Below are 24,219 nucleotides of genomic sequence, written 5' to 3'. Positions count from 1 at the left end.
TGCGAAAAGGGCTTGCATAAGTCGAATCGCTAATTTTGATGGAACCCATAAGTTTTTCGCACTGAGACATAGATCCTTGCGTCCAACCTGAAAACCAAATGGATAGTGGTTCGTTGTTTATTTCGAGTTCAGGAAGTTCTTGGCTTTGATCTTGCCTGGGTTGGGGTCGGAGGGCTTTAGTCTTCGGGTATGAACTCTCAAGGCGCTGAGATCTATAACAGTCAGAACGGGTGCTACTATGCGTTTCGCCCTTTTTCCATCGAGCGTGATTTTGATGTGTACTACAAGTGGATGCATCAGAAGTATGTTTCGCAGTGGTGGAATCTGGCGAAAACCCGGACCGAGCTTGAAGCCCATCTGATCAGCGAACTTTCCGACAAACATCAGGATCTTTTCATCGGTTTTATTGATGGCCGCCCGGTCAGCTATTGGGAGCGTTACTGGCTTCAGGACGACATCCTGGGGAAGTACGTCGACAGCCGTCCGTTTGATCAGGGTTTGCATTTTTTGATCGGAGAAACCGCTTATCTGGGGCGCACTTACACGCCGTCGCTGATCGCCGCGTTCTTAAAATTCCAGTTCGAGGAAACCCGCACCCAGCGCATTTTTGGCGAGCCCGACATCCGCAACCGCAAGGTCCTTCGCTATGCCGAAGAAACGTGTTTTGAAATGCAGGGGATTGTTGAAATGCCCGAACGTGCGTCGGCCGTGATGGTCTGTCGTCGTGATAATTTCTTCGCCAAGTATTCGGCAAAACCGGGGAAACTGTGGGCGGCTTCAGTCCGGGAATCGGGGCCGGTTTCTGAACCTTCTTTAATGCTCTGACGCTTCTCATTCTGCATTGCAAGGCCTCGGGGTCCGGCGTACCTCATCGGTATGGTGACAAACTTTCTGATACAACTTGCGACTCTGTTTGGTGTGGGCCGTTTTCCTAAAGGGCCGGGCACTGTGGGCACCCTGGCGACCATTCCAATTGTCATTCTTTTAAGCAAATTGGGTCCTTTGGTTTACATGGGGGCGGTGATTTTGCTGCTCCCAGTCGGAATTGCGGCCTGCGAGGCTTACGAACGTTCCAAGGGCGGTCATGATCACAAAGAGATCGTAATTGATGAGGTTTTGGGTTTTCTGATCACCATGGTTTGGATGCCTATGACATGGCAGGCCATTTTAATCGGTTTTGCCCTGTTCAGATTGCTGGACATCACAAAGCCTTTATTCATAGGATATTTAGATAAGAAGATCCAAGGAGGACTTGGAGTGATGATCGATGACGTGGCCGCGGGGATAATTGCGAGCCTCATCATGCAAGTGATCTACACTCAAACCAATTGGTTGGGCTCTCAGATCGTGGTGATCAGTCAATGATGCCAAACGATCAGAAGCTTCAAGAACTCATTCGATCCCTTCGCGACCAAAAACTCACAGTGGGTTTTGCGGAAAGTTGTACTGGAGGTGCACTTTCGGCTTTTGTAACAGAGCAACCAGGCGTGTCCGACATATTTCTAGGCTCTGTGGTTTCTTACTCTAACGAGGCGAAGGTGGATCTTCTGGGGGTTCGTCGAGACACTCTCATGCAAGAGGGTGCGGTGAGCGAGACAGTCGCTCGTCAAATGGCGCACGGAGTGCGTCGTCAGCTTAAAACTGATTGGTCTGTGGCAATCACAGGTATCGCTGGTCCGACAGGTGGAACACCGTCAAAGCCAGTGGGCACTGTATGCTTTGCCATCGCTGGACCGGGTTTTGAAGATTCCCGAAAAGAACTCTTTTCAGGCGATCGCAAATCCATCCAGATGACTTCGGTAGACTACGCAGTGGCTTGGCTGAAAGAAGTTCTCGACAAGAAATAGTAAAAGGCCCCCGGCCTGATTTTTAAACAATAATTTGTACTCCGGCAGAGTCGGAGTGTAAAAAAGCGTCGTGGCGATAGTCACGAGAGAGAGGGAATAACAGATGGCAAACGCTACTGTAGACAACAAAGCAAACTCAGAAAAAATCAAAGCCCTTGAATTGGCTGTTTCGACTATCGAAAAGCAATTCGGTAAAGGCTCCATCATGCGTTTGGGCGCGAACGATTCTTTGGTTAAAGACGTTGAAGCGATCAGCACCGGTGCATTGAGCCTGGATATCGCTTTGGGTATCGGCGGTCTTCCAAAAGGTCGTATCGTTGAAATCTACGGACCAGAGTCTTCTGGTAAAACAACTCTGTGCTTGTCTGTTATCGCTCAAGCTCAGAAAAAAGGCGGCGTTGTTGCCTTCGTCGATGCGGAGCACGCGTTGGACGTAAACTACGCTCGTAAACTGGGTGTAAACACGGAAGATCTTCTGATCTCCCAGCCAGACACTGGTGAACAGGCTTTGGAAATCACTGAAACTCTTGTTCGCTCCGGCGCGATCGACGTATTGGTTGTCGACTCCGTAGCAGCCTTGGTTCCTCGTGCAGAGATCGAAGGTGACATGGGTGATTCCCACGTTGGTTTGCAGGCTCGTTTGATGTCCCAGGCTCTTCGTAAATTGACTGCGGCGATCAACCGTTCCAACACGCTTGTTTCTTCTGTTCGTTTGGATGTACGCCGTGTGGGCGCGATCAAAAACGGTGAAGACGTGACGGGTAACCGTACTGCGGTGAAAGTTGTTAAGAATAAAATGGCGCCTCCATTCACCAAAGTTGAATTCGATTTGATGTACGGTGAAGGTATCTCTGAAGAGGGTGACCTTCTGGATCTGGCAGTGACTGCGGGCATGGTTGAAAAATCCGGCGCATGGTTCTCTATCAATGGTGAGCGCATGGGCCAAGGCCGTGATGCTGCGAAAACCTTCCTGAAAGAGCACCCGGAATACATGACTGAACTTCGTAAGAAGATCCTTGCGGCAAACGGTATCGGCAAACTTTTGGTTGATACTAACGGCAACAACGGTGAAGACCACGAAGGCACAGAGCCAACTGAAATCGAAGCGGAAGATGCTGCTCCGAAAAAAGGTAAAAAGGGCAAGCACTAGTTCGGCCCTGCCGGCAGAGCTGTGGCTTGGCCACAGCTGAAGCAGCTTTTTAAATCTCAAAGCCCCGTTCCAAAAGGACGGGGCTTTTGTTTTTTCCCATCCCCAAAAGGTACCTGCTTACTTTTGCAGAAGCGTTGCGTAAAATTCTTATACTATGATCAAGATCAAGCGTGTGTATGAAAAGCCCAGTAAGGATGATGGTTATCGTGTGTTGGTGGATCGTCTGTGGCCTCGGGGAATTAAAAAAGAAGATTTGAAATTCAGTGAATGGCCGAAAGAAATCTGTCCCAGCACGGAGCTGCGCAAAGAGTTCGGACACAAGCCCGAAAAGTTCGGGGAGTTTCGCACAGAATACAAAAAGGAACTTAAATCCGCCGAAGCCCACGATAAACTGGCGGAGCTGGCCGAGCGGGCTCAGGATGGGAATGTGACTTTGCTGTATGCCGCCCGGGACGAAAAAACTAACCATGCGATCGTTCTGAAGGAAGTTCTGGATAAGCTTTAAGGTGCTGATTTGATTTTGGTTTTTCTCTCTTGGAAGCGGGGTTTAAGATTTCCTCTTTCGGGAATTCCGGTTTTCGATTATATTGGGTTCAAGGCTTCGCGAAAAAGCCTGCACCCGCAAAAGAGAATCTCATTTCGTGATGCGATCTAAATCGTGTCTTCAAAAAATCAAAATTAATTCTTTTGGTTGCCATGGGCGGGGACGGCGACAAGACCAAAGGATGTTCTATGTCTGTATCACGCCTTGAATCGTATCGAATCAAAGCCAAACTTTTGCAAAAAGCCAAACAGAAAGCCGGTCAGGATTTTCAGTTAAAGGATGCTTTTGCCCTGATTGCCAAGACTGCGGGTTTTGCCTCGTGGAATGATCTGAAAGCCACGCTGGAAAACCAGGTGGACTTCTGCAAGAAGGGTCACAGCGCTTACTGGAAAGTCTGGTATGCGTCTTATGACGAGGCCCGGGCCCATCTGGAATCGGATGGCGGCTATCTGTTGCCATACCAGAAAGACTTCTTCATCTGTGATGAAAACTTCATTCAGTGGCTGGGGCTTGAAGTGACCGACGAGGATCTGCTTAAAGTCGGTCACGACTGGGCGAGGCCTGCGGATGCCGATGCTTACTCGCGTCTGTTGAAGAAGATGAAATAAGCTGCTTCAGCTGTATCGACGGTCGTGGATACAGCTCTGCCGCTGTCGCGAAAGCTCTGCCGGCGTAGGCGACTGGACGAAGTGAGGGATAATCACTGACTTCGTGATTTGGTGCCTCCGTTTGGATAAATTTCTAAACGGAGGTCGTTTGTGAAAAACCTGTCTTTCGTTTTTGCCGCTGTTGCTGTCCTGGGACTGAGCTCCTGCAAATCTAAGCCTGTCGTTGAAGTTCCGCGTTCGGATGCTTTGTGGAATATCATCAGCACGCAGTGTCTGCCTTTGCATAAAATCGGTGAAGAGAAAAATCCGTGCATCGAAGTGAACATCGCGCAAGGCGAGGAAAAAGGTTATGTCGTGTTCAAAGACCGCGTCGGAGATTTGCAGTATCTGCTGATGCCGACGGAGAAAATCACCGGTATGGAAAGCCCTGAAATCCGCGCTGCGGGTGCGACGAACTATTTTGATCTGGCCTGGAAAGCCAAAACCTATATGGATAAAAAGCACGGTTCTGTCATTCCGGTGGAAGCGGTGTCTTTGGCGATCAATTCTCAGTTCGGGCGCAGTCAGAATCAGTTGCACATCCATGTGTCTTGCGTGAAACCTCAGGTCCAGCAGCAACTGCAGGAGCAAGCGGCGAAACTGAAAAACGGATGGACGTTGTTGCCGCAGCCCTTGTTGGGTCATAAGTACTATGTCCGTAAGATCAGCGAAAAAGAGCTGGAAAAAGGCAACGCCTTCCAGATGCTGGCCGACGGAGTGCCAGGTGCCAAAGATCACAGCGGCGAGTTTGGGCTGGGCCTGGTGGCGGTGAAAGACAAAAAGAAGGGCCATAGTTTGATTTTGCTCACAAGTCGCTTTGAGCGTGGCACAAACAATTACGGCTCCGTCGAAGAGATTCAGGATCACTCTTGCCCTCAGTTGGCCCATTGATTATAGAAATTTAAGTGTTGCGGCGCTTCGGAAAAAGGTACCTGGTACCTTTTGTCGCACTGGTTTATGTCTTTTACCCGAAAAGACCTGCTGGCCCTTTGAGTTTGTTAGTATGGGGCCATGTTGAAAGTGTTTCTGACTTTAGTTCTGGCCATTAGTTTGGAGGCTCGTGCCGATGATTACTCGGATGCTCCGATGCCTCCTCCTTTACCCGAACCACAAGAGCCCTTGTACTTGAATCCCACCATCTACTATAAGCCCATTATCAAATTTGACGTGGACAAGTGTCAGGATGAGGTTCGGGTTGAAATGTTGTCGCCGGAAGACAAGGTGCTGACGCGTCTTTGTGCTGCGGACTTCAACAACTGTGTTATGCAAGGGGCTTGTTATGTTCACGATGAGGATGGACGTTTTCGTTCATTTAATTACTATGCCCGCGGAGCCGACAACATTCCCCGCTTTAAGGAAGTCGACATGCGCAAGTGTCCTTATGGATATGGAATGCGCAATGTCTGTTTGGATCCGTATTACACGGTGGCCGCGGACTTAAGTATTTATAAAATCGGGGATGTGATCTATGTGCCCAGGCTGGATGGGGCCGTGATGCCTAACGGAGTGACTCATGACGGGTTCTTTGTTGTGCGGGATGCGGGGGGAGCTATCAAAGGGCCGGGCCGGTTTGATTTTTACACCGGATTCACGAAACCTTATGCCAAGGAAAACACCTTCAACCGGATGGGTTTTGCCAATATCAAAAACAGCTTTCCATTCCGCATGGCAACCCCGGCGGAGGCCGAAGCGGCAAGACAGCGCACCGGGTATCCCGGCACGCGTAATATCGTTATCATACCACCAAGAAGGTAACTAGGGACCGACGTCCTCTTCCAGATTAGCACAGGAAATCTCAGTGTCGGTCTGCCAACCCAACAACTTTTTAACCTGGCCGATCACACTGATTGAAGTCAAAGTGCCATCTTTCAAAAGACCCAGTTCGGCAGCTCCGCGAGTCGTCAGGCCGCCATTCTGGTTTTTCGCGCATTCCATCTTCAAGCCTTTTGCTGTGCTGGTGATTTTCACGTCATCACAGAAAGCGGCGATGTCTCCGGTGGATCTGTCATGCAAAACACCCACGAAGGCGCGCTGACCGGCCATTTCAATGTCGTAAGTGGTGCCGTTAGTGCGGGCTTCCTGAATCACAGTGCAACCTTCCGCGTTCGTATAAACACGCATTTCCGTATCCGCCTGAGCCTGAACACCCGCCATCAGCAAAGCAACCATCAAAACCTTTTTCATAAAAATTCTCCTTTTTAAAAATTCATTTACTTATTTAAATGTCTAATTTCCAAATTCCAGCGAAGTTAAGCGGGACTCAAAATAGTCGATGACCATCTGAGTGCTGCCCTGGGCTTTCAAGCCCTCAATCCTGCCTGCGATGCCCTGCAGGGAAAAATCCGGGTTGAGTTGCTTTCCATTCAGAAAGTGCTCTTCCAGATTCTTTTCTGCTTTATCCAGAGCCAGTTGAATGTCCTGTTCGAAGGCATTCAAGCCGCCGCGAGCATTCATGTAAGATTCCAGCGTCTGGCAGCGATAGACCATTTCGACCAAGCGGCAGTCCTGACGTTCAATTCCCAGTTTTTTGCACTCGCGGCCATCGGTAGAGCGGTACTTGTTGAAGATGTGCTCGCTGCTTTGCACTTCATACGGGGCTTGCGGCATCACGCCGTTTTTAGTGAATCCGATGCCGGAATTAAGGTGTGTGTCACCATGCACTTCCGAGGCAAACGCGGCAGGCAGGACTTTGCCTTTGCGGTTCACCCGGCGAAGGGCGACGATGTCTCCGGCTTGTGCTTCTTCGCGGGAAATCTGGGTGCATAGCGGTGATTCAAGCACGTTGGCAAATTCACTGCCCACAGTGTGGTGGATGCCTTGTGAAATTCCCGCCAGATAAGTGGATGCGTTCCAGCAGTTTGGTCCTTCCAGGGCGGCAGAACGGCCCTGCAGCTTTTTGATTTTTCCTTTGAGCAAAGCCGCCTTCAAATCAACATAACCTCGGGACTTGATCGGTGCGGGTGTTTTGGTGACTTGGGCTGTTTCGATAAACAACTGACGGACTTCCGCCGCTGTCAGATGTGGAAGCTCGGCCCATAGTTGCGCAATCAGATTCACCATGTAAGGTGTCGCCATCGAGGTCCCGGAATGTTTAATCAGGCCGCCCCCCAAAGAGGCTGCATTGACGTCAACCCCCGGAGCCAGAATATCGACGTTGTCCTGACCGAAATTGCTGAAGTCAGCCATCGTCGCATTTTCAGGGGTGACCTCTTCGATCGTGGCGGCATTCAGTGCGCCCACTTTCATCACGTTGGGGTGAGTGAAGCTTGCCGGGTACTGACGGTTCTTGCTGATGTCCAGATCCTGACCGGCGTTGCCCGAGGCCACGACGAACAGAGTCTCTGGATTTTCTTCGATCATGGTCTTATAGGCACGAATACCATCGCGCAAACCCAGCATGTCCTTGTTATCTGAGGGGAAGCCCAGACTCATATTCACCAGACGGACTTTATGTTGTTTGATGAAGGCGGACATCTTCTTGATATATTCAGCGCGGGTGTAATCACCGGCAAACCCAACCAGAGCCACATTGTTCAAGCCCTTGGTGGCGATGTGTGCGACGTGAGTTCCATGCGACAGAGGACGGTGGTCTTTCTGCAGCCCGCTGGTGGATTCTGTTGGCAGGCCTATATCGCGAACCTGATCCCAGCCAAAGTTATCATCCACCCAGCCGTTGCCATCGTTATCAATGCCATCGACGGGTTCTGCCGGATTGTTCCACCACTTTGTGACCAGTTCACTGTGATTGTAGTCAAAACCGGAATCGATGATCGCGATAACGAACTTGTCCGGGTTTTCACGCTGGTTTTTCAGCACTTTGATCTCGGCGGCAGTTTTGCCAGCCTCTCTCAGTGACTTTTCCAGATCATACTTTTCATACAGACTGAATTCCGCAATCGTCTTTCCGGCGGGGTCCTTTTCGATAAAGGCATACGGCTTTTCATCGGTGCCCTTGTAGTAAAGGTAAACCGAGCTGGTTACCTTCTCGTTCTTATCCAGATAGTCTTTTTGGATTTCCCGGAACGGCGAGGTTTGTTCATTCCAGCCCACATATTCCAGATTGAAAGGGGCTTCTTTGGTAAAGTGCCATTTGCGTATAAGACGGGATTTTTCAGTCTGCGAATTGTTCGCATCAAGTCCGGTCCATTCCTCGCGGGTTTGGACAAGGCCGTAGCTTTCTTTTTCAACGGAAAGGTCCGTGACAATCACCCGGCCTGCCGCCGGATAGGTAAAGCGTGTCCACGCGGTGAAGACGCCGTCGATATTGAAATAACGACGCTCTACCAGTCGGGAGTCCTGATAGTACGACTCGCGGGAAACGACCCCGTTGTCGAACTTTTCTTTTTCCACTTTAAGGGCGGCAAAAGCAGTCGATTGTCCCACAACGAGACAAAACAGCAAAGCTTTCAGCAGCGGGCGGAAAATCACCATGGATCCCTTCCTTGTATATAAGGAGGAGATAGCAACGACGATGCCAGAAGGCGGGAAGGAAAGTGAGGGACCTGGCTGCTGTGGCGGTGTTTAAGCCACAGACAGTCCGGTGACGTTTATTTGTATGTTTCGCGGCGAGATCTAAGCCAGGGCTTTTTTGATGTCGTCAGCGATGTCTTTGGGTTCGTCTTTCGGGGCGAAACGTTTCAACACAGTTCCGTCTTTTCCAATCAGGAACTTGGTGAAATTCCATTTGATCATTTCAGTTCCCAGCAGTCCCGGAGCTTCCTCTTTCATCCACTGGTACAGAGGATCAGCATTGCCGCCGTTCACCTCGACTTTGCCCATCACCGGGAAGGACACGCCATAGTTCAATTCACAGAACTGCTGAATCTCTTCGTTGCTGCCCGGTTCTTGCGCGCCGAACTGGTTGCAGGGGAAGCCCAGGATGACAAGGCCGTTGTCTTTGTTCTGCTGGTAAAGTTCCTCAAGGCCTTTGTATTGGGGAGTGTAACCACATTTGCTCGCCACGTTCACCACCAGCACCACTTTGTCACGGTACTGATCCAGAGACACGGGCTGGCCGTTGGCGGCTTTGACGGTGAAATCATAAAGATGCTTCTTCATTGGGAACTCCTGTATTGATCTCATTCTGAGACAGATAGTGGTCTCTAATCAAGAATATGATTTGTTAAATTAATTTGAGAACAGGGAACATTAAAACATGAGAATATATTGTGAGGCGCTATAGGAACAGTGTGGGGGGGCCGAAGAGAAAACCATGGGGAACTGGTACTTTGGGTGTATATCCCTCTTATTCTCGGCACTTCTTTTGAGCGCACCGGCGTCTGCGGACACGTTCTTGGGTTGCGCTGAATGGTGTGCAGCCAGATTCCTTCCGAAGTCGGGTCAGGCCGATCAATCTCAAATGCGAAAATATGACATGTGCGTGGTGCAGACCCAGAACGAGGGCCGCTGTGGAGGCGCGCCACGGTCATCAGGCACCTCGCGACCGGCCCAGCAACGCCAGCAGGAACCAGCTCAGTCCTCCAATTATAATCCCGAACCAGGGTCAGTGCCCTGCGGGGGGCGCTGCCCGGTTTCCGAGTGTGTGGATGTGAATGGCAGCGGGCGGGACTATCAGTGCCGAATCGATATCATCAATGGCAACACTCAGTCGACGGTGAATGATTGTACTTCCCAATATACCGAACTGCTGAATGAATGTTCGAATGCGGTTCAGGAGACTTCGCACACTTGTGATGAAAAAAATGACTCTGGCATGTCCGGTGTTGCCAACACCGCTTCGCAGTTGGGCTTGATGCTGGGGCAGCAGACCTCGGGCAGTATTCAGTCGGCGTGTTCGCAGATGGCCAGTTTTTCGGCGGCGGCCAATGCGGCTGTCGCGGCTTATCGCCTGAATTGCAACAGTGCCTTGGGAACCTGCCGTTCGACTTGCAGCAAGCTTGTTGATTTCGTTCAGAACAATCCGACGTGCACGGTTCAGGGTTTTCAGGGAACGGCAGGATCCAATGCGATGCTGCTGCAAAATGCTGAATCCAAGGCTGAGCGCTGCGATCAGTTTGAAAGCAAGGTGCAAGAGGCGACTCAGGCGATCAACAATGTGGCGGGCACCATGCGAAATGCAGCGAGCTGTGCGGCGGCCACGTCGGGTGACGGTGCGCCTGTTCCAGAGCTCTGTAAGACCAATCCGAATCTTCCAGGATGTGTGGCGACGGGACCGGTGGATTGCACCAAGCCCGAACTTGCAGGCACAAAAATCTGCGTTTGCTCCAAGAATCCGACTGATCCCATTTGTATGTCTGAAAACAGCAGTGGTGGATCCACCTTCCTGAGCAGCACCAATCCCGGGGCTCGCCTAAACACCTCCGGCGTTGAGTTGTCCGGTGGTGATTTGCCTTCATTGCCGGGGATTGAGCATGGCAAGCGGGGCTCTGGTGGCGCGGGTGAAGCTGTGGACGGCAAGCAAGGTGGCGGTGCGGGCATCTCCAGTTCAGGTGGTGGCGGCGGCGGCGGTGCCGCTGGTGCCGGTGAAGGTGGTGGTGCGGAAGGCGAAGAGGGTGGTCACTCGGTGAATGCCGGATTCTATGGTGGCGGGGGATCCTTCGGGGGATACGGAGGCGGCAGTGGTGAAGGCCGAGCTGGTCAAGGTCAGCCAGGTCAAGCCGGTGTTGCCGGTAAAAACGGTGCCCCGGATTTGCGACAGTTCCTGCCGGGTGGAAAATATGATCCGAAAGCCCGTGGTGTTGCGGGGACCGGAGGACCTGATGGTATTACGGGTCCCCATTCAAATATCTGGAAGAAAATTCAGAATCGATATCAGGTTCTGACACCGACCTTAATTCCATAATCTCACTCTGGGATTCCTTACACTTTGGTAAAGTTCCCCTCTGAAATGCCGAACAGTTTGTCATGGGAATGAGATCGTTTTTATCAGTGACAATGTTGCTCGCGCTTTCAGTGATTCTCATCCCTGTGGATGCAGAGGCTCGCCGCTGTCGGGCTCAGTGCGCTGAAGGTTTCACCTGCTTTATGCCGGATCCGACGGATCCCAGTGGTCGCAACGATATGTGTGTGGCCGCAAATCAGGTCAACAATACCGATTGTCTGTCTCAATACAACCAGCTGCGTGAGCAGTGTAGTGCTCAGGTCACCGACACTTCCTATACTTGCGATGAAAAAAATGATTCAGGCATGAGCGGCATCGCTAATTCGGCTTCACAGCTTAGTTTGATGTTCGGTCAACAGACGGCGGGAAGTATCCAGGCGGCCTGTTCGAAGATGGCCTCTTTCAGTTCCGCAGCGAATGCGGCCGTGGCCGCGTATCGTTTGACCTGCCAATCATCCATTACCAGTTGCCATTCGGCTTGTGATCAGGTTGTTGAATTTGCCAACAGCAATGCCGCTTGTTTGGATGCTGCCGGCGGTGTGGGATCTTCGGCTCAGATGAGATCTTCTGCTGAAAGCGCAGCCCAACGCTGCAATGACTTCGATGCCAAGGTGGCGGAAGCCAATCAGGCAATCAATAATTTTGCCGGAACCATGCAAAACGCCGCTCAGTGTGCATCGTTGACGGCGGGGGACACAACGGCATTGGAAGAACTTTGTAAGACCAATCCAACGCTGCCCGGCTGTGCCGCAGTGGCAGCAACTGATTGCACGAATCCAGCGAATGCCGGAAGCAAAGTCTGTGTCTGTTCAAAGAACCCGACCGATCCGGTTTGTATGAATGAAAACAGCGCTGCGGGTTCCACTTTCATCAGCAGCACAAATCCAGGTTCGCGTCTGTCAACATCCGGGGCCAGTTTGTCCGGGGGTGATCTGCCAAGTCTGCCTTCCATTCTTCCTGGCAAACCAGGTTCTGGCGGGGCCGGTGAAGCTGTGGATGGCAAACAAGGCGGCGGCGCTGGCATCTCCAGCTCAGGTGGCGGAGGTGGTGGTGGAGCCGGTGGTGGCGCCGGAGGCGAAGAAGGCCTTGAAGACGGTGTTCAGGTGAATGCCGGGTTCTATGGTGGCGGCGGATCCTTCGGTGGTTCTGGTATGGGTAGTGGCGGTGGTGATCGCGGTGTCGCCGGTATGGCCGGTCAAGCCGGAGCGGCCAAAGGCAAAGGTGCTCCGGATCTGCGTCAGTTCCTGCCAGGTGGTAGGTTCGATCCTAAGACCCGCGGTCTTGCGGGGAATGCCGGGCCGGACGGAATCACGGGGCCTCATTCAAATATCTGGCAGAAAATTCAGAATAGATATCAGGTTTTAAGTCCGACTTTGATGCCTTAATCTCAGTTTGAGACGGCGCTCAATACCTTGGTAAAGTTCCCATGTGGGAATGCCGATCAGAGATACCATGGGAATGAGTACTTTGTTCGCGTTGAAAACACTATTCACAATTTCGCTATTCTTTGTCGCGAACGACGCTGCAGCAACGCCTGCTTGTAATATCGTGTGTCCAGCGGGCTCAAGTTGCTTTGTCAGTGAATCAGGTCAACAGCAGTGCACTCCCAACGACAGCTTTGTCGGGCCTCCGGCACCAACAAGCAATGTGATGTTCACGTGCAGCACCCAACTGCATACTATGATGGAAGAATGTCGCACCCAAATTTCCGAGACCTCTTATTCCTGCGATGAAAAAAATGACTCTGGCATGAGCGGTGTTGCCAACACGGCCTCGCAGCTTAGTTTAATGTTCGGTCAGCAGACCGCAGGCAGTATTCAGGCGGCTTGTTCCAAGATGGCTTCATTCAGTTCGGCGGCCAATGCGGCAGTGGCCGCTTATCGATTGAACTGTCAGTCCGCCATCGGCAGTTGTCATTCCGTCTGTGACCGGGTTGTTGAATTTGCCCAGCAGAATGCCGCTTGTTTGGATGCGGCAGCGGGCGGCAATGGTATCAGTCGTCAGGCAATTGCTTCGGCGGAAAACTCTGCGAAACGCTGTAATGACTTTGACTCCAAAGTTCAGGAAGCCAATCAGGCGATCAATAACTTCGCAGGTACAATGAAAAACGCGGCTCAGTGTGCGGAACAGACGGCAGGCGACAGCACAGCTTTGCCTGAGCTTTGTAAAACAAACCCGAATCTGCCAGGCTGTGCCGCGATCGCTGCCGCTGATTGCACAAACCCTGCAAATGCGGGCAGCAAGGTGTGCGTGTGCTCCAAGAATCCGACAGATCCAATTTGTATGAATGAAAACAGTGCCGGCGGTTCTACTTTCATCAGCAGCACAAACCCGGGAGCTCGTCTGGGCACTCAAGGTCTCGAAGGTGCCGGGGGTGATCTGCCAAGTCTTCCTTCCATTCTTCCAGGCAAGCCAGGTTCTGGCGGTGCGGGTGAGGCAGTGGATGGCAAGCAGGGCGGTGGTGCGGGCATCTCCAGTTCTGGTGGAGGCGGCGGCGGTGGCGCAGCCGGTGGTGGTGCCGGCGAAGAAGGCCTTGAAGATGGTGTTCAGGTGAATGCCGGATTCTATGGTGGCGGCGGATCCTTTGGTGGCTCTGGCGGCGGCAGTGGTGGTGGAGATCGCGGCGCTGCCGGCATGGCGGGTATGGCTGGTGCGGCAAAAGGCAAAGGCGGACCTGATCTAAGCAAGTTCCTTCCTGGTGGACAATATGATCCAAAATTGCGTGGCTTGGCTGGCAGCGGAGGCCCGGATGGAATCACCGGACCGCATTCCAATATCTGGCAGAAGATTCAAAACCGCTATCGCGTGATGAGTCCGACTCTTCTGCCTTAATCAAAAATCAAATCAAAGGATGAAGGCACTCAATGACCTGCTTGCGCAGGGGTGCCTCAACAAGAACGGTCAGGCTCATGGCGCTGATCAGGATCTTTTGGGTTTCCAGATTTTTCCCCGTCAAAGTATTCAAAACCTTCTGGGTCATTTCCGGTGATGTCGCGCCCGTGCAAGTCAGGGTGACAGTGGAATAGTCGGTTGGCAGCAGGGTGAAGTCCGGATGTTTTTCCAGCTCTTTTTTGACGGCGAACATGATTTCCTGCGGGCCGGTCAAAAAGATTTCGGTTTTATCCAGGCTGGTTTCACAGCTAAGCAGCTGCGGGAAGGCAATCTGGTTCTTGTCCAAAAGATTCTGCAGACCCTGAAGGGCCTTGGCCGGATTCTTTTCGCGGCAGTGAATGCCCAGCACCAGTTCGTGAGAGTTCAAAGAAAGAGCTTTGCAGGATTCAAACATATTCAATCCTTTTTTGACGATGGTTCCGTCAGAGGTTTTGCTGGAGGCCGGGCCGATGTAAAGGGTCACATCACGCATTTTCGCAAGTTCCACCGAGCGATAGTGCAGAACTTTGGCGCCCCAGAAAGTCATCTCCATCAATTGATCGTAATTCAGTTCACTTAAAGGGCGCGCGGATTTCACGATGTTCGGGTCGGCGGTGAAAACGGCCGGGACATCTTTCAGAATCTCGCAGCGCTCGGCATTGAAGGCCGCCGCCATCGCAACAGCCGAAGTGTCCGAACCGCCACGTCCCAGAGTGGTGATTTCCTTGGTGACCGGGGACACGCCCTGGAAACCGGCCAGAATCACCACGCGGTTGTTTTTCAAGGCCTCATCAAGGCGCATGGGTTTAACGTCTTTGATAAACGCATTCACGTGGGAATCGTCTGTGAAAATTCCGGCTTGGCTTCCGGTGAAGCTGATTGCGGGACAACCCAGATCATTCAAGGCCATACTGACCAGGGACATGCTGATGCGCTCACCCACGGTCAGCAGCATATCCATTTCACGGCGTTGAGGATGACCAGACACCTGGTTGGCAAGATCAATCAGGGAATTGGTGGTTTTACCCATGGCACTGACCACGACGATCAGTGAATTCTCTTTTGATTGGGCGGCAATGCGGGACGAAACAGATTTGATTTTTTCAGGATCTGCTAAAGTGGCGCCGCCATATTTTTGGACAATCAGAGGTTTCATTCCAAAGCAACTTTCCGAGAGTGCTGATAGACGTAAGTGGAAACCATTCTTCCAGCTCCTTTCGGAACGCGGATGAAGTGCTTCTCAATCTGACGAGGAATGTATCCCAAATACAGCTCGGCGTTCAAATCTTTTAATGCTTTTCTGGTGACTCCCAAGTGATCTGCCAAAGGTTCCAGATCGGTGCCACCAGGGACAAGAACAACGTCATATTCCAATGGGTCCATTTTTTCCAAGTCACGGAAGCCATAAAGGTTCGGAGCTTTGGCAATCAGCATGGCCGCCAGGATTTTTGGAACGTAGTCTTGTGTTTCTTGAGGAAGTGCATCCAGCTTAATGAGTGCCCAGTAATCTTTGGTGCCATATTTTTTGATGCGACGGCGCAGACCGTTTTCACCCATATTGTAACTTGCCGCCACCAAATACCAGGAACCGAACTCAGCGTGCAGATCTTTCAGGTAACGAATGGCTGCCAAGGTGGACTTTTTTAAATCACGGCGCTCATCCAGCCACCAGCTTTTGCTCAGGCCATAGCGAGTTCCGGTGGATTCGATGAACTGCCACGGGCCTACAGCATCCGCCGTACTGATTGCATTCGGGGCAAAGCCGCTTTCAATCATCACCATATAGGCAAGATCTGATGGCAGACCCGCGCGCTTTAGTTCTTCCTGAATGAACGGCATGTACTTGTACGAACGCTGCATCCAGGTGCGGAACCACTTGTTGCCGCTTCCCTGGAAATAGGCGATCCACTGACTGACTTTTTTATTGTAGGTGACGGGAAGATCAAAGATCAGATTGTCGGATTGAACGTGGGTGGACTTGGCAGTGAGGGCTTTCAGTTTTTCCTTCAGGCTGAGGGCCTGAGTCCCTGGTGCAGGGGCTGCCGTGGTCGCTGCTGTAGCCGGGGTTGCTGATGCCACAGAAGCCGCGCCAGCTCCGGTGCTCAGTTGAATGATGCCAATAAAAATGAATGCAACCCACGTCCTCATAGAATCAATTATGAAGCCGATTCTTTGACACTGTCGACAAAGATCTGACAATTCCCTGGCACCATCGACGAAGGTCAATGCACGGTCAAATCGAAGAAAACTTGAGCCCAGATTTTTTTTCCTGAACGAAGGTCTGGCTTGGAACCTTTTTCCCAGACCAAAATCCGTCCTGTCAAAAGATGGCACACGCCTTGCTGCTCAACACTGTGGAGGGGTTTTCATGGCGATAAAAGGGGTCTATACAGCACTCAGTGGAGCGATGGCTCAAAGTACGAAGCTTGATACAATCGCCAATAATTTGGCGAACGTGAACACACCTGCGTTCAAGCGGGACCAGCAGCTCTTCCAGGAATATCTGACCGCCAACGAAAAGATGCCAGAGACCACACAGATCCCGCGCGATGTGGCGGCGATTGAAAGCTTCTACAACATGCAAGGTGGCGACAAATCCTATGTCGACACCAAAGGCACCTTCACTGACTTTTCTCAAGGTGGTTTGAAACCGACAGGCAACAGTCTGGATGTGGCCATTGATGGCAAAGGTTTCTTTGAAATTGCCACTCCGGGCGGCGTGAAGCTGACTCGTTCCGGTAATTTTACATTGGATGGCAACGGACAGCTTGTGACCAAGGAAGGTTATCCTGTTCTTCGACAGGGTGAAGCCGGTTCTGATCCCGCAGGCCGCGTGATTCGTTTCACGGGCAATGGGGCCGTGGCTATCGCCGACAATGGGGATGTGTACGAGGGCACGGAAAATCTGGGTCGACTGTCTTTGGTGAACGTGAACAATCCGGATTCACTGCAAAAGACCGGCAGCTCTCTTTATACCTTCAAACCCAATATCGCTCCAGACATGCAGAATATTGCAAACCCCAGTTTGAAACAGGGTTTTCTGGAAACTTCGAACGTCAATATCGTTCAGGAGATGACGGACATGATTTCCACCAATCGTGTGTTTGAAAGCACGCAGAAGGCCATCAGTGCTTACGATCAGATGGCCGACAAAATGATCAATGTGGTGGGAAAAACAAACTAGCTGCTTAGGATTTGCAGTCGGTTTTTGAAATTATTTATTAAGCCAACGGAAGGATTCGTGAATGCTTAAGAGTTTGAACACAGCAGCTACAGGGATGGCGGCACAACAGACGAACATGGATGTTATCGCCAATAATATCGCCAACGTTTCAACGGCTGGCTTTAAAAGATCCCGCGCTGAGTTTGAAGACCTCATGTACCAGACCCAAAAGGAGCCAGGGACGGCTTCGGGTCTGAATGCTTATTCCCCGAACGGGGTTCAGGTCGGTTTGGGTGTGCGTACGGCGGGTGTGCAAAAGGATTTTGCCGGCGGCCAGGCGCAGATCACCAAGAATCCTCTGGATCTTCAGATCGAAGGTTCCGGTTTCTTCCAGGTGCTGACGGCGGATGGTGAAACAGCTTACACCCGCGACGGGGCCTTCAAAAAAGATCCCAACGGCCGTCTGGTCGACAAAAACGGAAATGCTTTGCAGCCGGAAATCACTGTGCCTGCCAACGTCTCCGGTATCGAGGTGGCACCCACGGGTGAAGTGCGTGTGATCACGGGCCTGAATGATGTTCCTCAGACTATCGGTCAAATCGATATCGTGAACTTTGTAAACCCGGCTGGTTTGAAAGCCATGGGTAAAAACCTGTTCACACAGACTCCGTCCAGCGGTCAGGCGATTGCCTCCCGTCCGGGTTTGAACGGCACAGGCTATCTGGCACAAGGGCAGCTGGAATCCAGCAACGTGAACATTGTGGATGAGATGGTCAATATGATCACCGCCCAGCGTGCGATGGAAACCAATTCTAAAGTGATGCAGGCTTCTGATCAGATGCTTCAAGCCATTAACAATCTGAGATAATTGATGAAGAAGATTTTCGTGTTTGCATTTCTGGTAAGTCTGCAGGCCTTCGCTAGGCCTGAAATCTCCATTCCTTCCAGTGTGGAGATTTCCCAGCGTGAACTTTTGCGCCTGGGGGACATCGCGACGGTAACGGGCGGCACCGAAGAGTTGGTGAATGCTCTGGATGCCGTGGTCCTGCGCGAGGACTGCCGGGAATTGTTGTTAAGCCAGCATCTGAATTCCAGCGAAATTCTGGTGAAGATGCGCGCGGCTTTGAACAGTCAGGAAAATCTGCGTCGTCTGAATCCTCAATTCAAGGTGCCTTCCCAAGTGCAGGTGAGCTTTGCTGCCACGCCGGTGTCGCGCCAGGAAGTTGAGAGAAAAGTTCATAATATCCTCAAAGCGCGCTGCAATGAGTGTGAATATCAGATCAGCATCCAAAGCACGCCACGTCCGGCGTCAAAGCTGTGGGATCTTGATTTCACTCAGCTTTCCGCCAAGGGCGGCTTCCTGCTGCCACTGCGCGATGGCGATCAGCGCCAGATCAAATGGATTTCCGGCACAATTCGCGTTTCAAAATTAACCCCTGTAACGACCCGTTTGATCTTACAAGGAGAGAGAGTTCAAGCAGATGACCTGCGCATGTCCATGACGGACGTGACTTTTGCCAAGGATGGCAGTTTGCGCATGGAGGATATCCAGGGTCAGATGGCAGCTCGCTCACTTCCCGTTGGAAGCACCGTATGGGCTTCTGATCTCAAGCGTGAACCGGCAGCTAAGAAGGGACAGATCGTTAAAGCTTTGCTTGGCGATGACAGTTTCGAGATCTCCGTCAACATGATGGCGGAGGACAGTGGCTTTGTTGGGGATCTTATCAAGGTAAAAAATCTGGAAACCCAAAAAGTTCTGTCCGGTCTGGTCACTGAAAAAGGTGTGGTGAAGTTGCAATGATGAAGATGATTTCTTCTTTCTCAATTTTGGTTTTGATGGTGTTCACTGCAGGTTGCGCAACCATGCAGGATTTCATGGCGTCTTTGGACGGCCCGAAAGAGGCACCGGCGCTGAAAGATATCAATACAGCGCCAAGATATTCTGACAACCAGAACATGGGTGTGCCGACCGACCGTCAGTACAAACGCATGACGAAAAACCGCATGGAAGAAGAATCCGACCTGGGTGCCAGTGCCGGATCGACATGGGTGATGGAAGGCCAGGGAGCTTATCTGTTTGCGCAAAACAAAATGCGCAAAGAAGGGGACCTGTTGAATGTGACCTTGGATGGTCCGGCCAAAAAACAGGTCGACACCAAAGTGTCAGTGATCAAAAAACTTTTGAAGCAGCTGGAAGAGCAGCAGCAACAGCAGTTGAACAACTCTTTGGCGCAAAATGGGGATGAGGCCTCCCGTGCCCCGGCTTCGGCCGAAGCGGCTAAAAAACCGGAACCTGCCAAAGTGGAGGAAAAGGATGACGGAGCCGCCGATGTGGCGAACATCCCAACCCGTATCGTGGAAAAAATGGCCGACGGCAACTATCGCATCAAAGGTCAGCAGCCGTTCATGATCGGCAAGCGTGAATACAAAGTCATCGTGACGGGTTTGATCCGTCCAGAGGACTTCAACGATGCGGGCATCAACTCGGATAAACTTCTGGATCCACAGTACGACGTGGTTTCTTTAAGAAAGACAAAGAGCAATGAATAAAATCACAAACTTTCTGATTCTTTCCGCTGTCTTGTTTTTCTCTTTGATCGAGTCGGCCAATGCCGCCCGCTTGAAGGACATCGCCAGCATTCGTGGCGTGCGTGAAAATCAGTTGATTGGCTACGGTATCGTCGTGGGTCTTAAAGGCACCGGCGATGGCAAGAATGAATTTATGAGCAAGAGCATGGTGCGTATGCTCGACAAGCTGGGAATGAAGCTCGACAATGTCGATTTTTCCAGCAAAAACGTGGCGGCGGTGATCGTGACGGCGACCATGCCGGCATTCGGTAAAGCCGGAAACCCGATTGACATCAATGTCAGTGCGATCGGTGAAGCGTCTTCCCTGCAGGGGGGGACCCTGCTGCAAACGCCTCTGCGCGCTGCCAATGAGCAGGTGTTCGCCGTGGCTCAGGGAAGCATCGTGATTGGTGGTGATGGCAAAGATTCACACACCACTGCGGGCCGTATTCCGAATGGCGCAACGATTGAGCGTGATATGACAGCGGATTTTTCTTCCAGAAAGATGTACCGCCTGACTTTGATCAATCCGGATTTCACGACGGCCGCGCGCTCTGTGCTGACGATCAATAAAGAGCTGGGGGGTCACTATGCTTCGGCAAAGGATTCCGGCACGATTGATATCATCACGCCGTTTGCCTATGAAAATCGCGGTGTGGAGCTTCTGGCGACGATTGAATCCATTGAGATCAATCCCGACATGAAAGCGCGTGTTGTGGTGAATGAAAAAACAGGAACGATTGTTATCGGTGACAAAGTGAAGATCTCACGCGTTGCTATCTCACACGGAGCACTGTCAGTGAAAGTGGGCGATGGCAAAAAAGGTGCGGAAGAAAAAGTGGCGGTTCTCGACAGTGGTGTCAGCGTCGGTGAACTGGTCCAGGCACTTAACAAGCTCGGAGTCTCGCCTAAGGACCTGATTACAATACTTCAGTCCATAAAATCAGCTGGAGCTTTGCACGGGGAACTCGAAGTTTTATGAGATTTCTGTTTCAGAATGACACAGCATTTAATACAATCAAAGTTATAGTTTCAGACACATGGACGTGTTTGAAACGCGGGGAGGGTGAGAAAGAGATCGCGAACCATGGAAGGTCAAGAGTCAAAAGTTTCTCGCAGGAAACAGGAGCAATAGGTCAGCAGAGATCACGGAGTGATCAACACGAGCCGAAGCTACACTCTCAGAATCGAGTGCAGGATGCACATGATTCTCCGACTCTAACTCCCCTTTTTTTTTCTCTTTCAAAAAAGGTACATCCGTACCTTTTTCTTTTTTGATCTAGGAGTCTCGCAATGAGCGATGTGGGATCCGGCGGTTTTAAACCCATTGGCAATCGTATGATGGGGCGGCCTGAACAAAAGGCGCCCGAGCAGAAGCTGCGCGAAGTTTCTGACATGTACGAAAAACATTTCCTGCGGGAGATGATGAAAGCCATGCGCTCGACCGTCAAAGAAGGCGGTTTCATCCAGTCGAACCAGGCTGAAAAAATTTTCCGAGAACAGTTAGACGACCAGTACGTCGAAAAGTGGGGCGAACGCGGTGGTATCGGTTTGTCCAACATGATCTATGATCAGCTGATGAACAAGTTCGGCGTGGCCATGGGTGTGCGTGCACCTGTCACAAAGCCTGTAGGACCTTTGGCCATGGATGAGAAAAGCAACCTGGCATTGAAGCCATTCCAGCACCCGGGAAAGAAGCAGGCCCTGTCTTACCGATTCGACACTGAATCAGCCCCAGGAGCGGCTTCCGAAGTGAAGGCCCCTTGGGATGGCGTGCTTCTTGGCAAGCGCAGTTTGGCCGATGACCAGACCCTGGTCGAGATCGGTCACGACAATGGTCTAAAGAGTCAGATGGTATTCAAAGGCGGACTGTCAAAAGTTTCGACAGGGGAAAAACTGCAAGCTGGCGACACCCTTGGCTTTTTAAGTCCAGAGGCGAAATCACTCTACTGGACCATCGAACCACAGAGTGAACCTAGACCAGAAACTGTCTCAGAATGATTTGGTGTAATTGTCCCATTGTGATACTATTGAATGAACAGAAGAGTGTGTTTTTACACTCTTTCGACGGAGGAGGATCTCGATGAAGATCACGCACAATAAAGTCGGTCAAAATTTGAATCTTACTGATTCTTCCAGAGCTGACAACGCCGCTGGTATCAAAGGCAAAGCGGATAATATCGGCGCGGCGAAAGCTGACGTTCTGACTTCCTCCAATCTTGGCGAATCTTCTCGCGTGGAACTTTCTCCTCGTGCACAAGAAGCAAAACGCATCAAGGAACTTGCATTGGCAACTCCGGATGTTGACGAAGCTAAAGTTGCAAAATTCCGTGCCTTGATTGACGAAGGCAAATACAAAGTTGACGCCAAAGCCATCGCCGACAAAATGGTCGACGAACATTTGGAATTTTAGTCGCCGCCTCAGCGGACAGAGCTCCGCCCCAGCGGGCAGAGCTGAAGGCCCGGTAGGGCCTGAAGCTGAAGCAGCTCTACTCCAGCGAAGCCGGAGTGAAAAGCTGCCTCGAACATAAATCTTAACCGCCCACGGCGGCATCAAGGATGATGAAGATGATGGATGCAACAGTCGAAAGAGCGTTTCACAAGTTAGAATCAAATCTCGAAGAACTTACCAAAATCTACCGTTCACTGCTGGATATCGTTCGCAAAGAAAAAGAAATTCTTTTGAAGGCGGATCGTGAAGCATTGGATGAAAGCAACAAACTGAAAGAAGAGTTGCTGTTCAAACTGCGCGCTCAGGATTCCCTGCGTTCCCGCTATGCGATGGAACTGGCGACGCTGATTGGTGCGGATGTTGAAAATCCACGTTTGCTGGAGCTTGCGCAGAAACTTGCCGGCACTCCAGCCGCAGACCGTCTGCGCACGCAGCACGCGGCGCTGGACATTCTGATCAAACGCATCACTGAAATTAACAAAGATAACGAAGAATACACAAAGTCCGCTCTGTCGACATTGAACGGCGCTTTGAACAATATCAAAGACACGCTTTCCGGCAAGAAAACTTACGGAGGCAAGGGCCAGGTAAAACAAGGCCCACAAGTCGCAGGCAACTTCGTAAGTAAAGAAGCCTGAGGCCCCCGGCTCGACCGGGCAGAGCCGAAGGGGCGGAGCCCCGCAGGCTGAAGCAGCAGTAACGAACCCACCGGAGATGAGGATAGGATGTCTAAAATCTCGGCAATGATGGATACGGGCAAACGCTCTCTGATGAACTCTCAGACGGCATTGCAAACGGTCGGTCATAACATCGCCAATAAATCGACTGAAGGCTTCTCTCGTCAGAGAGTGGAGCTTCAGACGAACACGCCTATCACTGAAGGAAATCTTCAGATCGGGATGGGTGCCCGGGCAGGGGTCGTTACCCGTGTTAACAATCCATGGCTTGAAAAACAAATCCAGCGCGAAGGCATGAGCATGGGCTTCCAGGATTCCCGTGCGGATGCTCTGAGCCGTGTAGAGCAGATTTACAATGAACAAAATAACAAGGGTTTGAATCAGTACATGACTGATTTCTTCAACTCTTTCCGTGAACTTTCCAACAACCCTGAAAGTCTGGCTTCCCGCACGATGGTGCGTGAATCGTCGGTGGCGCTGACCAAAGATTTCGGTCGCGTGGTGGGTCAGTTGAAGGCGGTTCAGGAAGACCTTGACGGTCAGATCAAAACGACCGTTGAAGAGGTCAACCAGTTGTCCAAAGAGATCGCCTCCCTGAACGAAAAGGTTCAGATGGTTGAGGTGCAGGGAACCCCTGCCAATGACGAGCGCGACCGTCGTGATCTTTTGCTGAAAAAACTGGGCGAAAAAATCGACATTTCCTGGGCCGAGGGTAAAGACGGCATGGTGACGGTGACTGCGGGGCGCACGGCGATTCTGGTTTCCGGTATCGGTTCCTCTGAACTGAAAGCCCGTCAGACAGATGCCCGTGACCGTGTTGAAGTCTTCTTTGAAGGCAGCGGATCAACTTCCGCGAACATCACCGGGCAGATCACCGGGGGCCGCATTGGTGGCGCTCTGGATGTGCGTGATCACGTGATCGAGGATCTTTTGTCCCATGTGGATAACATGGCGTACACTCTGGCCAAAGAGGTCAACACCGCTCACATCGAGGGGTTTGATAAAAGCGGCCGTAATGGTGTTTTGTTCTTTGATATGCCAGATCAGGTCAAAGGGGCCGCATCGGTTATCGGTCTGAACAAGACAGTCTTTAATGATGTGGGAAGAATCGCGACGGGAGCCCAGCCGGGCGCTGCCGGGGATAACACCGTGGCCAACGTGATCTCGGCTTTGCAATACCGTCAGGTGATGGATGGTGGCACCTCCACATTGGATGATTACTACAGCACTCAGGTGGGTCAGATCGGTGCGGTGACCCAGCGGGCAGTGAAGGCCCAGGAGTCACAAAAGAACGTGATGTCCCAGTTGACCAATATTCGTGAGAGCATCAGCGGCGTCAGCCTTGATGAAGAGACCACGAAGATGATTGAGTTCCAAAAAACTTACGATGCGTCTGCGCGTTTGATCAAAACCGCCGACGAAATGTTTGATACAGTACTGAATCTAAAACGGATGTGAT

Annotated in this window: 25 protein-coding genes; 20 read left to right on the top strand and 5 right to left on the bottom strand. The window is 51.5% G+C overall.

Going from position 1 to position 24,219, the window contains the following annotated elements; translation table 11 throughout:
- The first annotated feature begins 189 nt into the window (after positions 1-189).
- The 8 genes from B9G79_RS15800 to B9G79_RS15765 all read left to right on the top strand — a co-directional run bounded on the left by B9G79_RS15800 (position 190) and on the right by B9G79_RS15765 (position 5,943).
- Positions 190-825, top strand: a complete 636-nt coding sequence (locus B9G79_RS15800) for a GNAT family N-acetyltransferase (RefSeq protein ID WP_088566349.1) — start codon at positions 190-192, stop codon at positions 823-825.
- A 123-nt stretch (positions 826-948) separates the two neighbouring features.
- The gene (locus tag B9G79_RS15795; RefSeq protein WP_232468794.1) at positions 949-1,365 is read left to right on the top strand and encodes a phosphatidylglycerophosphatase A family protein; all 417 of its coding nucleotides are present in this window, start codon (positions 949-951) and stop codon (positions 1,363-1,365) included.
- A complete protein-coding gene (locus B9G79_RS15790) occupies positions 1,362-1,847 on the top strand; it encodes a CinA family protein (protein ID WP_088566347.1) in 486 nt (161 codons plus the stop codon). Before B9G79_RS15795 ends, B9G79_RS15790 begins: the two co-directional genes overlap by 4 nt.
- Before the next feature lie 103 nt (positions 1,848-1,950).
- Positions 1,951-2,997: a recombinase RecA gene (gene recA / locus B9G79_RS15785; protein WP_088566346.1), complete on the top strand. Its 1,047-nt coding sequence runs from the start codon at positions 1,951-1,953 to the stop codon at positions 2,995-2,997.
- Positions 2,998-3,151: 154 nt separating this feature from the next.
- Positions 3,152-3,502, top strand: coding sequence for a DUF488 domain-containing protein (locus B9G79_RS15780; protein WP_088566345.1), 351 nt, complete (start codon positions 3,152-3,154; stop codon positions 3,500-3,502).
- A 227-nt stretch (positions 3,503-3,729) separates the two neighbouring features.
- Entirely contained in the window at positions 3,730-4,149 is a 420-nt protein-coding gene (locus B9G79_RS15775) for a glyoxalase superfamily protein (RefSeq protein WP_232468792.1), read from the top strand.
- Between the two features lie 150 nt (positions 4,150-4,299).
- Entirely contained in the window at positions 4,300-5,079 is a 780-nt protein-coding gene (locus B9G79_RS15770) for a CDP-diacylglycerol diphosphatase (RefSeq protein WP_088566343.1), read from the top strand.
- A gap of 120 nt (positions 5,080-5,199) precedes the next feature.
- Positions 5,200-5,943, top strand: a complete 744-nt coding sequence (locus B9G79_RS15765; protein WP_088566342.1) for a 3D domain-containing protein — start codon at positions 5,200-5,202, stop codon at positions 5,941-5,943.
- On the opposite strand, the gene B9G79_RS15760 is transcribed toward B9G79_RS15765, so the two are convergent.
- From B9G79_RS15760 to B9G79_RS15750, 3 genes are all read right to left on the bottom strand, one after another.
- Positions 5,944-6,372: a hypothetical protein gene (locus B9G79_RS15760; RefSeq protein ID WP_088566341.1), complete on the bottom strand. Its 429-nt coding sequence runs from the start codon at positions 6,370-6,372 to the stop codon at positions 5,944-5,946. It lies immediately after the preceding gene.
- Positions 6,373-6,414: 42 nt separating this feature from the next.
- On the bottom strand, positions 6,415-8,619 hold the full coding sequence (locus B9G79_RS15755; RefSeq protein ID WP_088566340.1) for a S8 family serine peptidase: 2,205 nt from the start codon (positions 8,617-8,619) through the stop codon (positions 6,415-6,417).
- 141 nt (positions 8,620-8,760) lie between these two features.
- On the bottom strand, positions 8,761-9,246 hold the full coding sequence (locus B9G79_RS15750; protein ID WP_088566339.1) for a glutathione peroxidase: 486 nt from the start codon (positions 9,244-9,246) through the stop codon (positions 8,761-8,763).
- 154 nt (positions 9,247-9,400) lie between these two features.
- Here B9G79_RS15750 and B9G79_RS15745 point away from each other — a divergent pair, with 154 nt between their 5' ends.
- The 3 genes from B9G79_RS15745 (at position 9,401) to B9G79_RS18525 (ending at position 13,861) form a co-directional block, all read left to right on the top strand.
- Positions 9,401-10,990 (top strand): hypothetical protein, encoded by a 1,590-nt coding sequence (locus B9G79_RS15745; protein ID WP_088566338.1) that lies wholly within the window; start codon positions 9,401-9,403, stop codon positions 10,988-10,990.
- A 68-nt stretch (positions 10,991-11,058) separates the two neighbouring features.
- The gene (locus tag B9G79_RS15740; RefSeq protein ID WP_157678799.1) at positions 11,059-12,414 is read left to right on the top strand and encodes a hypothetical protein; all 1,356 of its coding nucleotides are present in this window, start codon (positions 11,059-11,061) and stop codon (positions 12,412-12,414) included.
- 73 nt (positions 12,415-12,487) lie between these two features.
- The gene (locus B9G79_RS18525; protein ID WP_269768120.1) at positions 12,488-13,861 is read left to right on the top strand and encodes a hypothetical protein; all 1,374 of its coding nucleotides are present in this window, start codon (positions 12,488-12,490) and stop codon (positions 13,859-13,861) included.
- 7 nt (positions 13,862-13,868) lie between these two features.
- Here the strand turns inward: B9G79_RS18525 and B9G79_RS15730 are convergent, their stop codons facing one another.
- Both B9G79_RS15730 and B9G79_RS15725 read right to left on the bottom strand, forming a co-directional pair.
- Positions 13,869-15,056: an aspartate kinase gene (locus tag B9G79_RS15730; RefSeq protein ID WP_088566335.1), complete on the bottom strand. Its 1,188-nt coding sequence runs from the start codon at positions 15,054-15,056 to the stop codon at positions 13,869-13,871.
- The gene (locus B9G79_RS15725) at positions 15,053-16,048 is read right to left on the bottom strand and encodes a lytic transglycosylase domain-containing protein (RefSeq protein WP_088566334.1); all 996 of its coding nucleotides are present in this window, start codon (positions 16,046-16,048) and stop codon (positions 15,053-15,055) included. The genes B9G79_RS15730 and B9G79_RS15725 overlap by 4 nt, the downstream gene beginning before the upstream one ends.
- A 220-nt stretch (positions 16,049-16,268) precedes the next feature.
- Between B9G79_RS15725 and flgF the strand changes: the two genes are divergently transcribed.
- The 9 genes from flgF to flgK all read left to right on the top strand — a co-directional run bounded on the left by flgF (position 16,269) and on the right by flgK (position 24,218).
- The gene (flgF, locus tag B9G79_RS15720) at positions 16,269-17,084 is read left to right on the top strand and encodes a flagellar basal-body rod protein FlgF (protein WP_088566333.1); all 816 of its coding nucleotides are present in this window, start codon (positions 16,269-16,271) and stop codon (positions 17,082-17,084) included.
- A 61-nt stretch (positions 17,085-17,145) separates the two neighbouring features.
- Complete coding sequence (gene flgG / locus B9G79_RS15715; protein ID WP_088566332.1) at positions 17,146-17,931, top strand: flagellar basal-body rod protein FlgG; 786 nt, start codon at positions 17,146-17,148, stop codon at positions 17,929-17,931.
- A 3-nt stretch (positions 17,932-17,934) separates the two neighbouring features.
- A complete protein-coding gene (gene flgA / locus B9G79_RS15710; protein ID WP_088566331.1) occupies positions 17,935-18,864 on the top strand; it encodes a flagellar basal body P-ring formation chaperone FlgA in 930 nt (309 codons plus the stop codon).
- Positions 18,861-19,613 carry a flagellar basal body L-ring protein FlgH gene (locus tag B9G79_RS15705; protein ID WP_088566330.1) on the top strand — a complete coding sequence of 251 codons (753 nt, stop codon included), beginning with the start codon at positions 18,861-18,863 and terminating at the stop codon, positions 19,611-19,613. The genes flgA and B9G79_RS15705 overlap by 4 nt, the downstream gene beginning before the upstream one ends.
- A complete protein-coding gene (locus B9G79_RS15700) occupies positions 19,606-20,613 on the top strand; it encodes a flagellar basal body P-ring protein FlgI (RefSeq protein ID WP_038451340.1) in 1,008 nt (335 codons plus the stop codon). The genes B9G79_RS15705 and B9G79_RS15700 overlap by 8 nt, the downstream gene beginning before the upstream one ends.
- A 311-nt stretch (positions 20,614-20,924) precedes the next feature.
- A complete protein-coding gene (locus B9G79_RS15690; RefSeq protein WP_088566328.1) occupies positions 20,925-21,632 on the top strand; it encodes a rod-binding protein in 708 nt (235 codons plus the stop codon).
- A gap of 82 nt (positions 21,633-21,714) precedes the next feature.
- The gene (gene flgM, locus B9G79_RS15685; protein WP_011163114.1) at positions 21,715-22,044 is read left to right on the top strand and encodes a flagellar biosynthesis anti-sigma factor FlgM; all 330 of its coding nucleotides are present in this window, start codon (positions 21,715-21,717) and stop codon (positions 22,042-22,044) included.
- 155 nt (positions 22,045-22,199) lie between these two features.
- Complete coding sequence (locus B9G79_RS15680; protein WP_226987973.1) at positions 22,200-22,721, top strand: flagellar protein FlgN; 522 nt, start codon at positions 22,200-22,202, stop codon at positions 22,719-22,721.
- A gap of 87 nt (positions 22,722-22,808) precedes the next feature.
- Entirely contained in the window at positions 22,809-24,218 is a 1,410-nt protein-coding gene (flgK, locus tag B9G79_RS15675) for a flagellar hook-associated protein FlgK (RefSeq protein WP_088566327.1), read from the top strand.
- Position 24,219: the final 1 nt, after the last annotated feature.

This window comes from Bdellovibrio bacteriovorus (assembly GCF_002208115.1).
Classification (GTDB): domain Bacteria; phylum Bdellovibrionota; class Bdellovibrionia; order Bdellovibrionales; family Bdellovibrionaceae; genus Bdellovibrio; species Bdellovibrio bacteriovorus_C.
The sequence above is the reverse complement of the archived record's forward strand: the minus strand, read 5'-3'. Positions and strand labels throughout refer to the sequence as shown.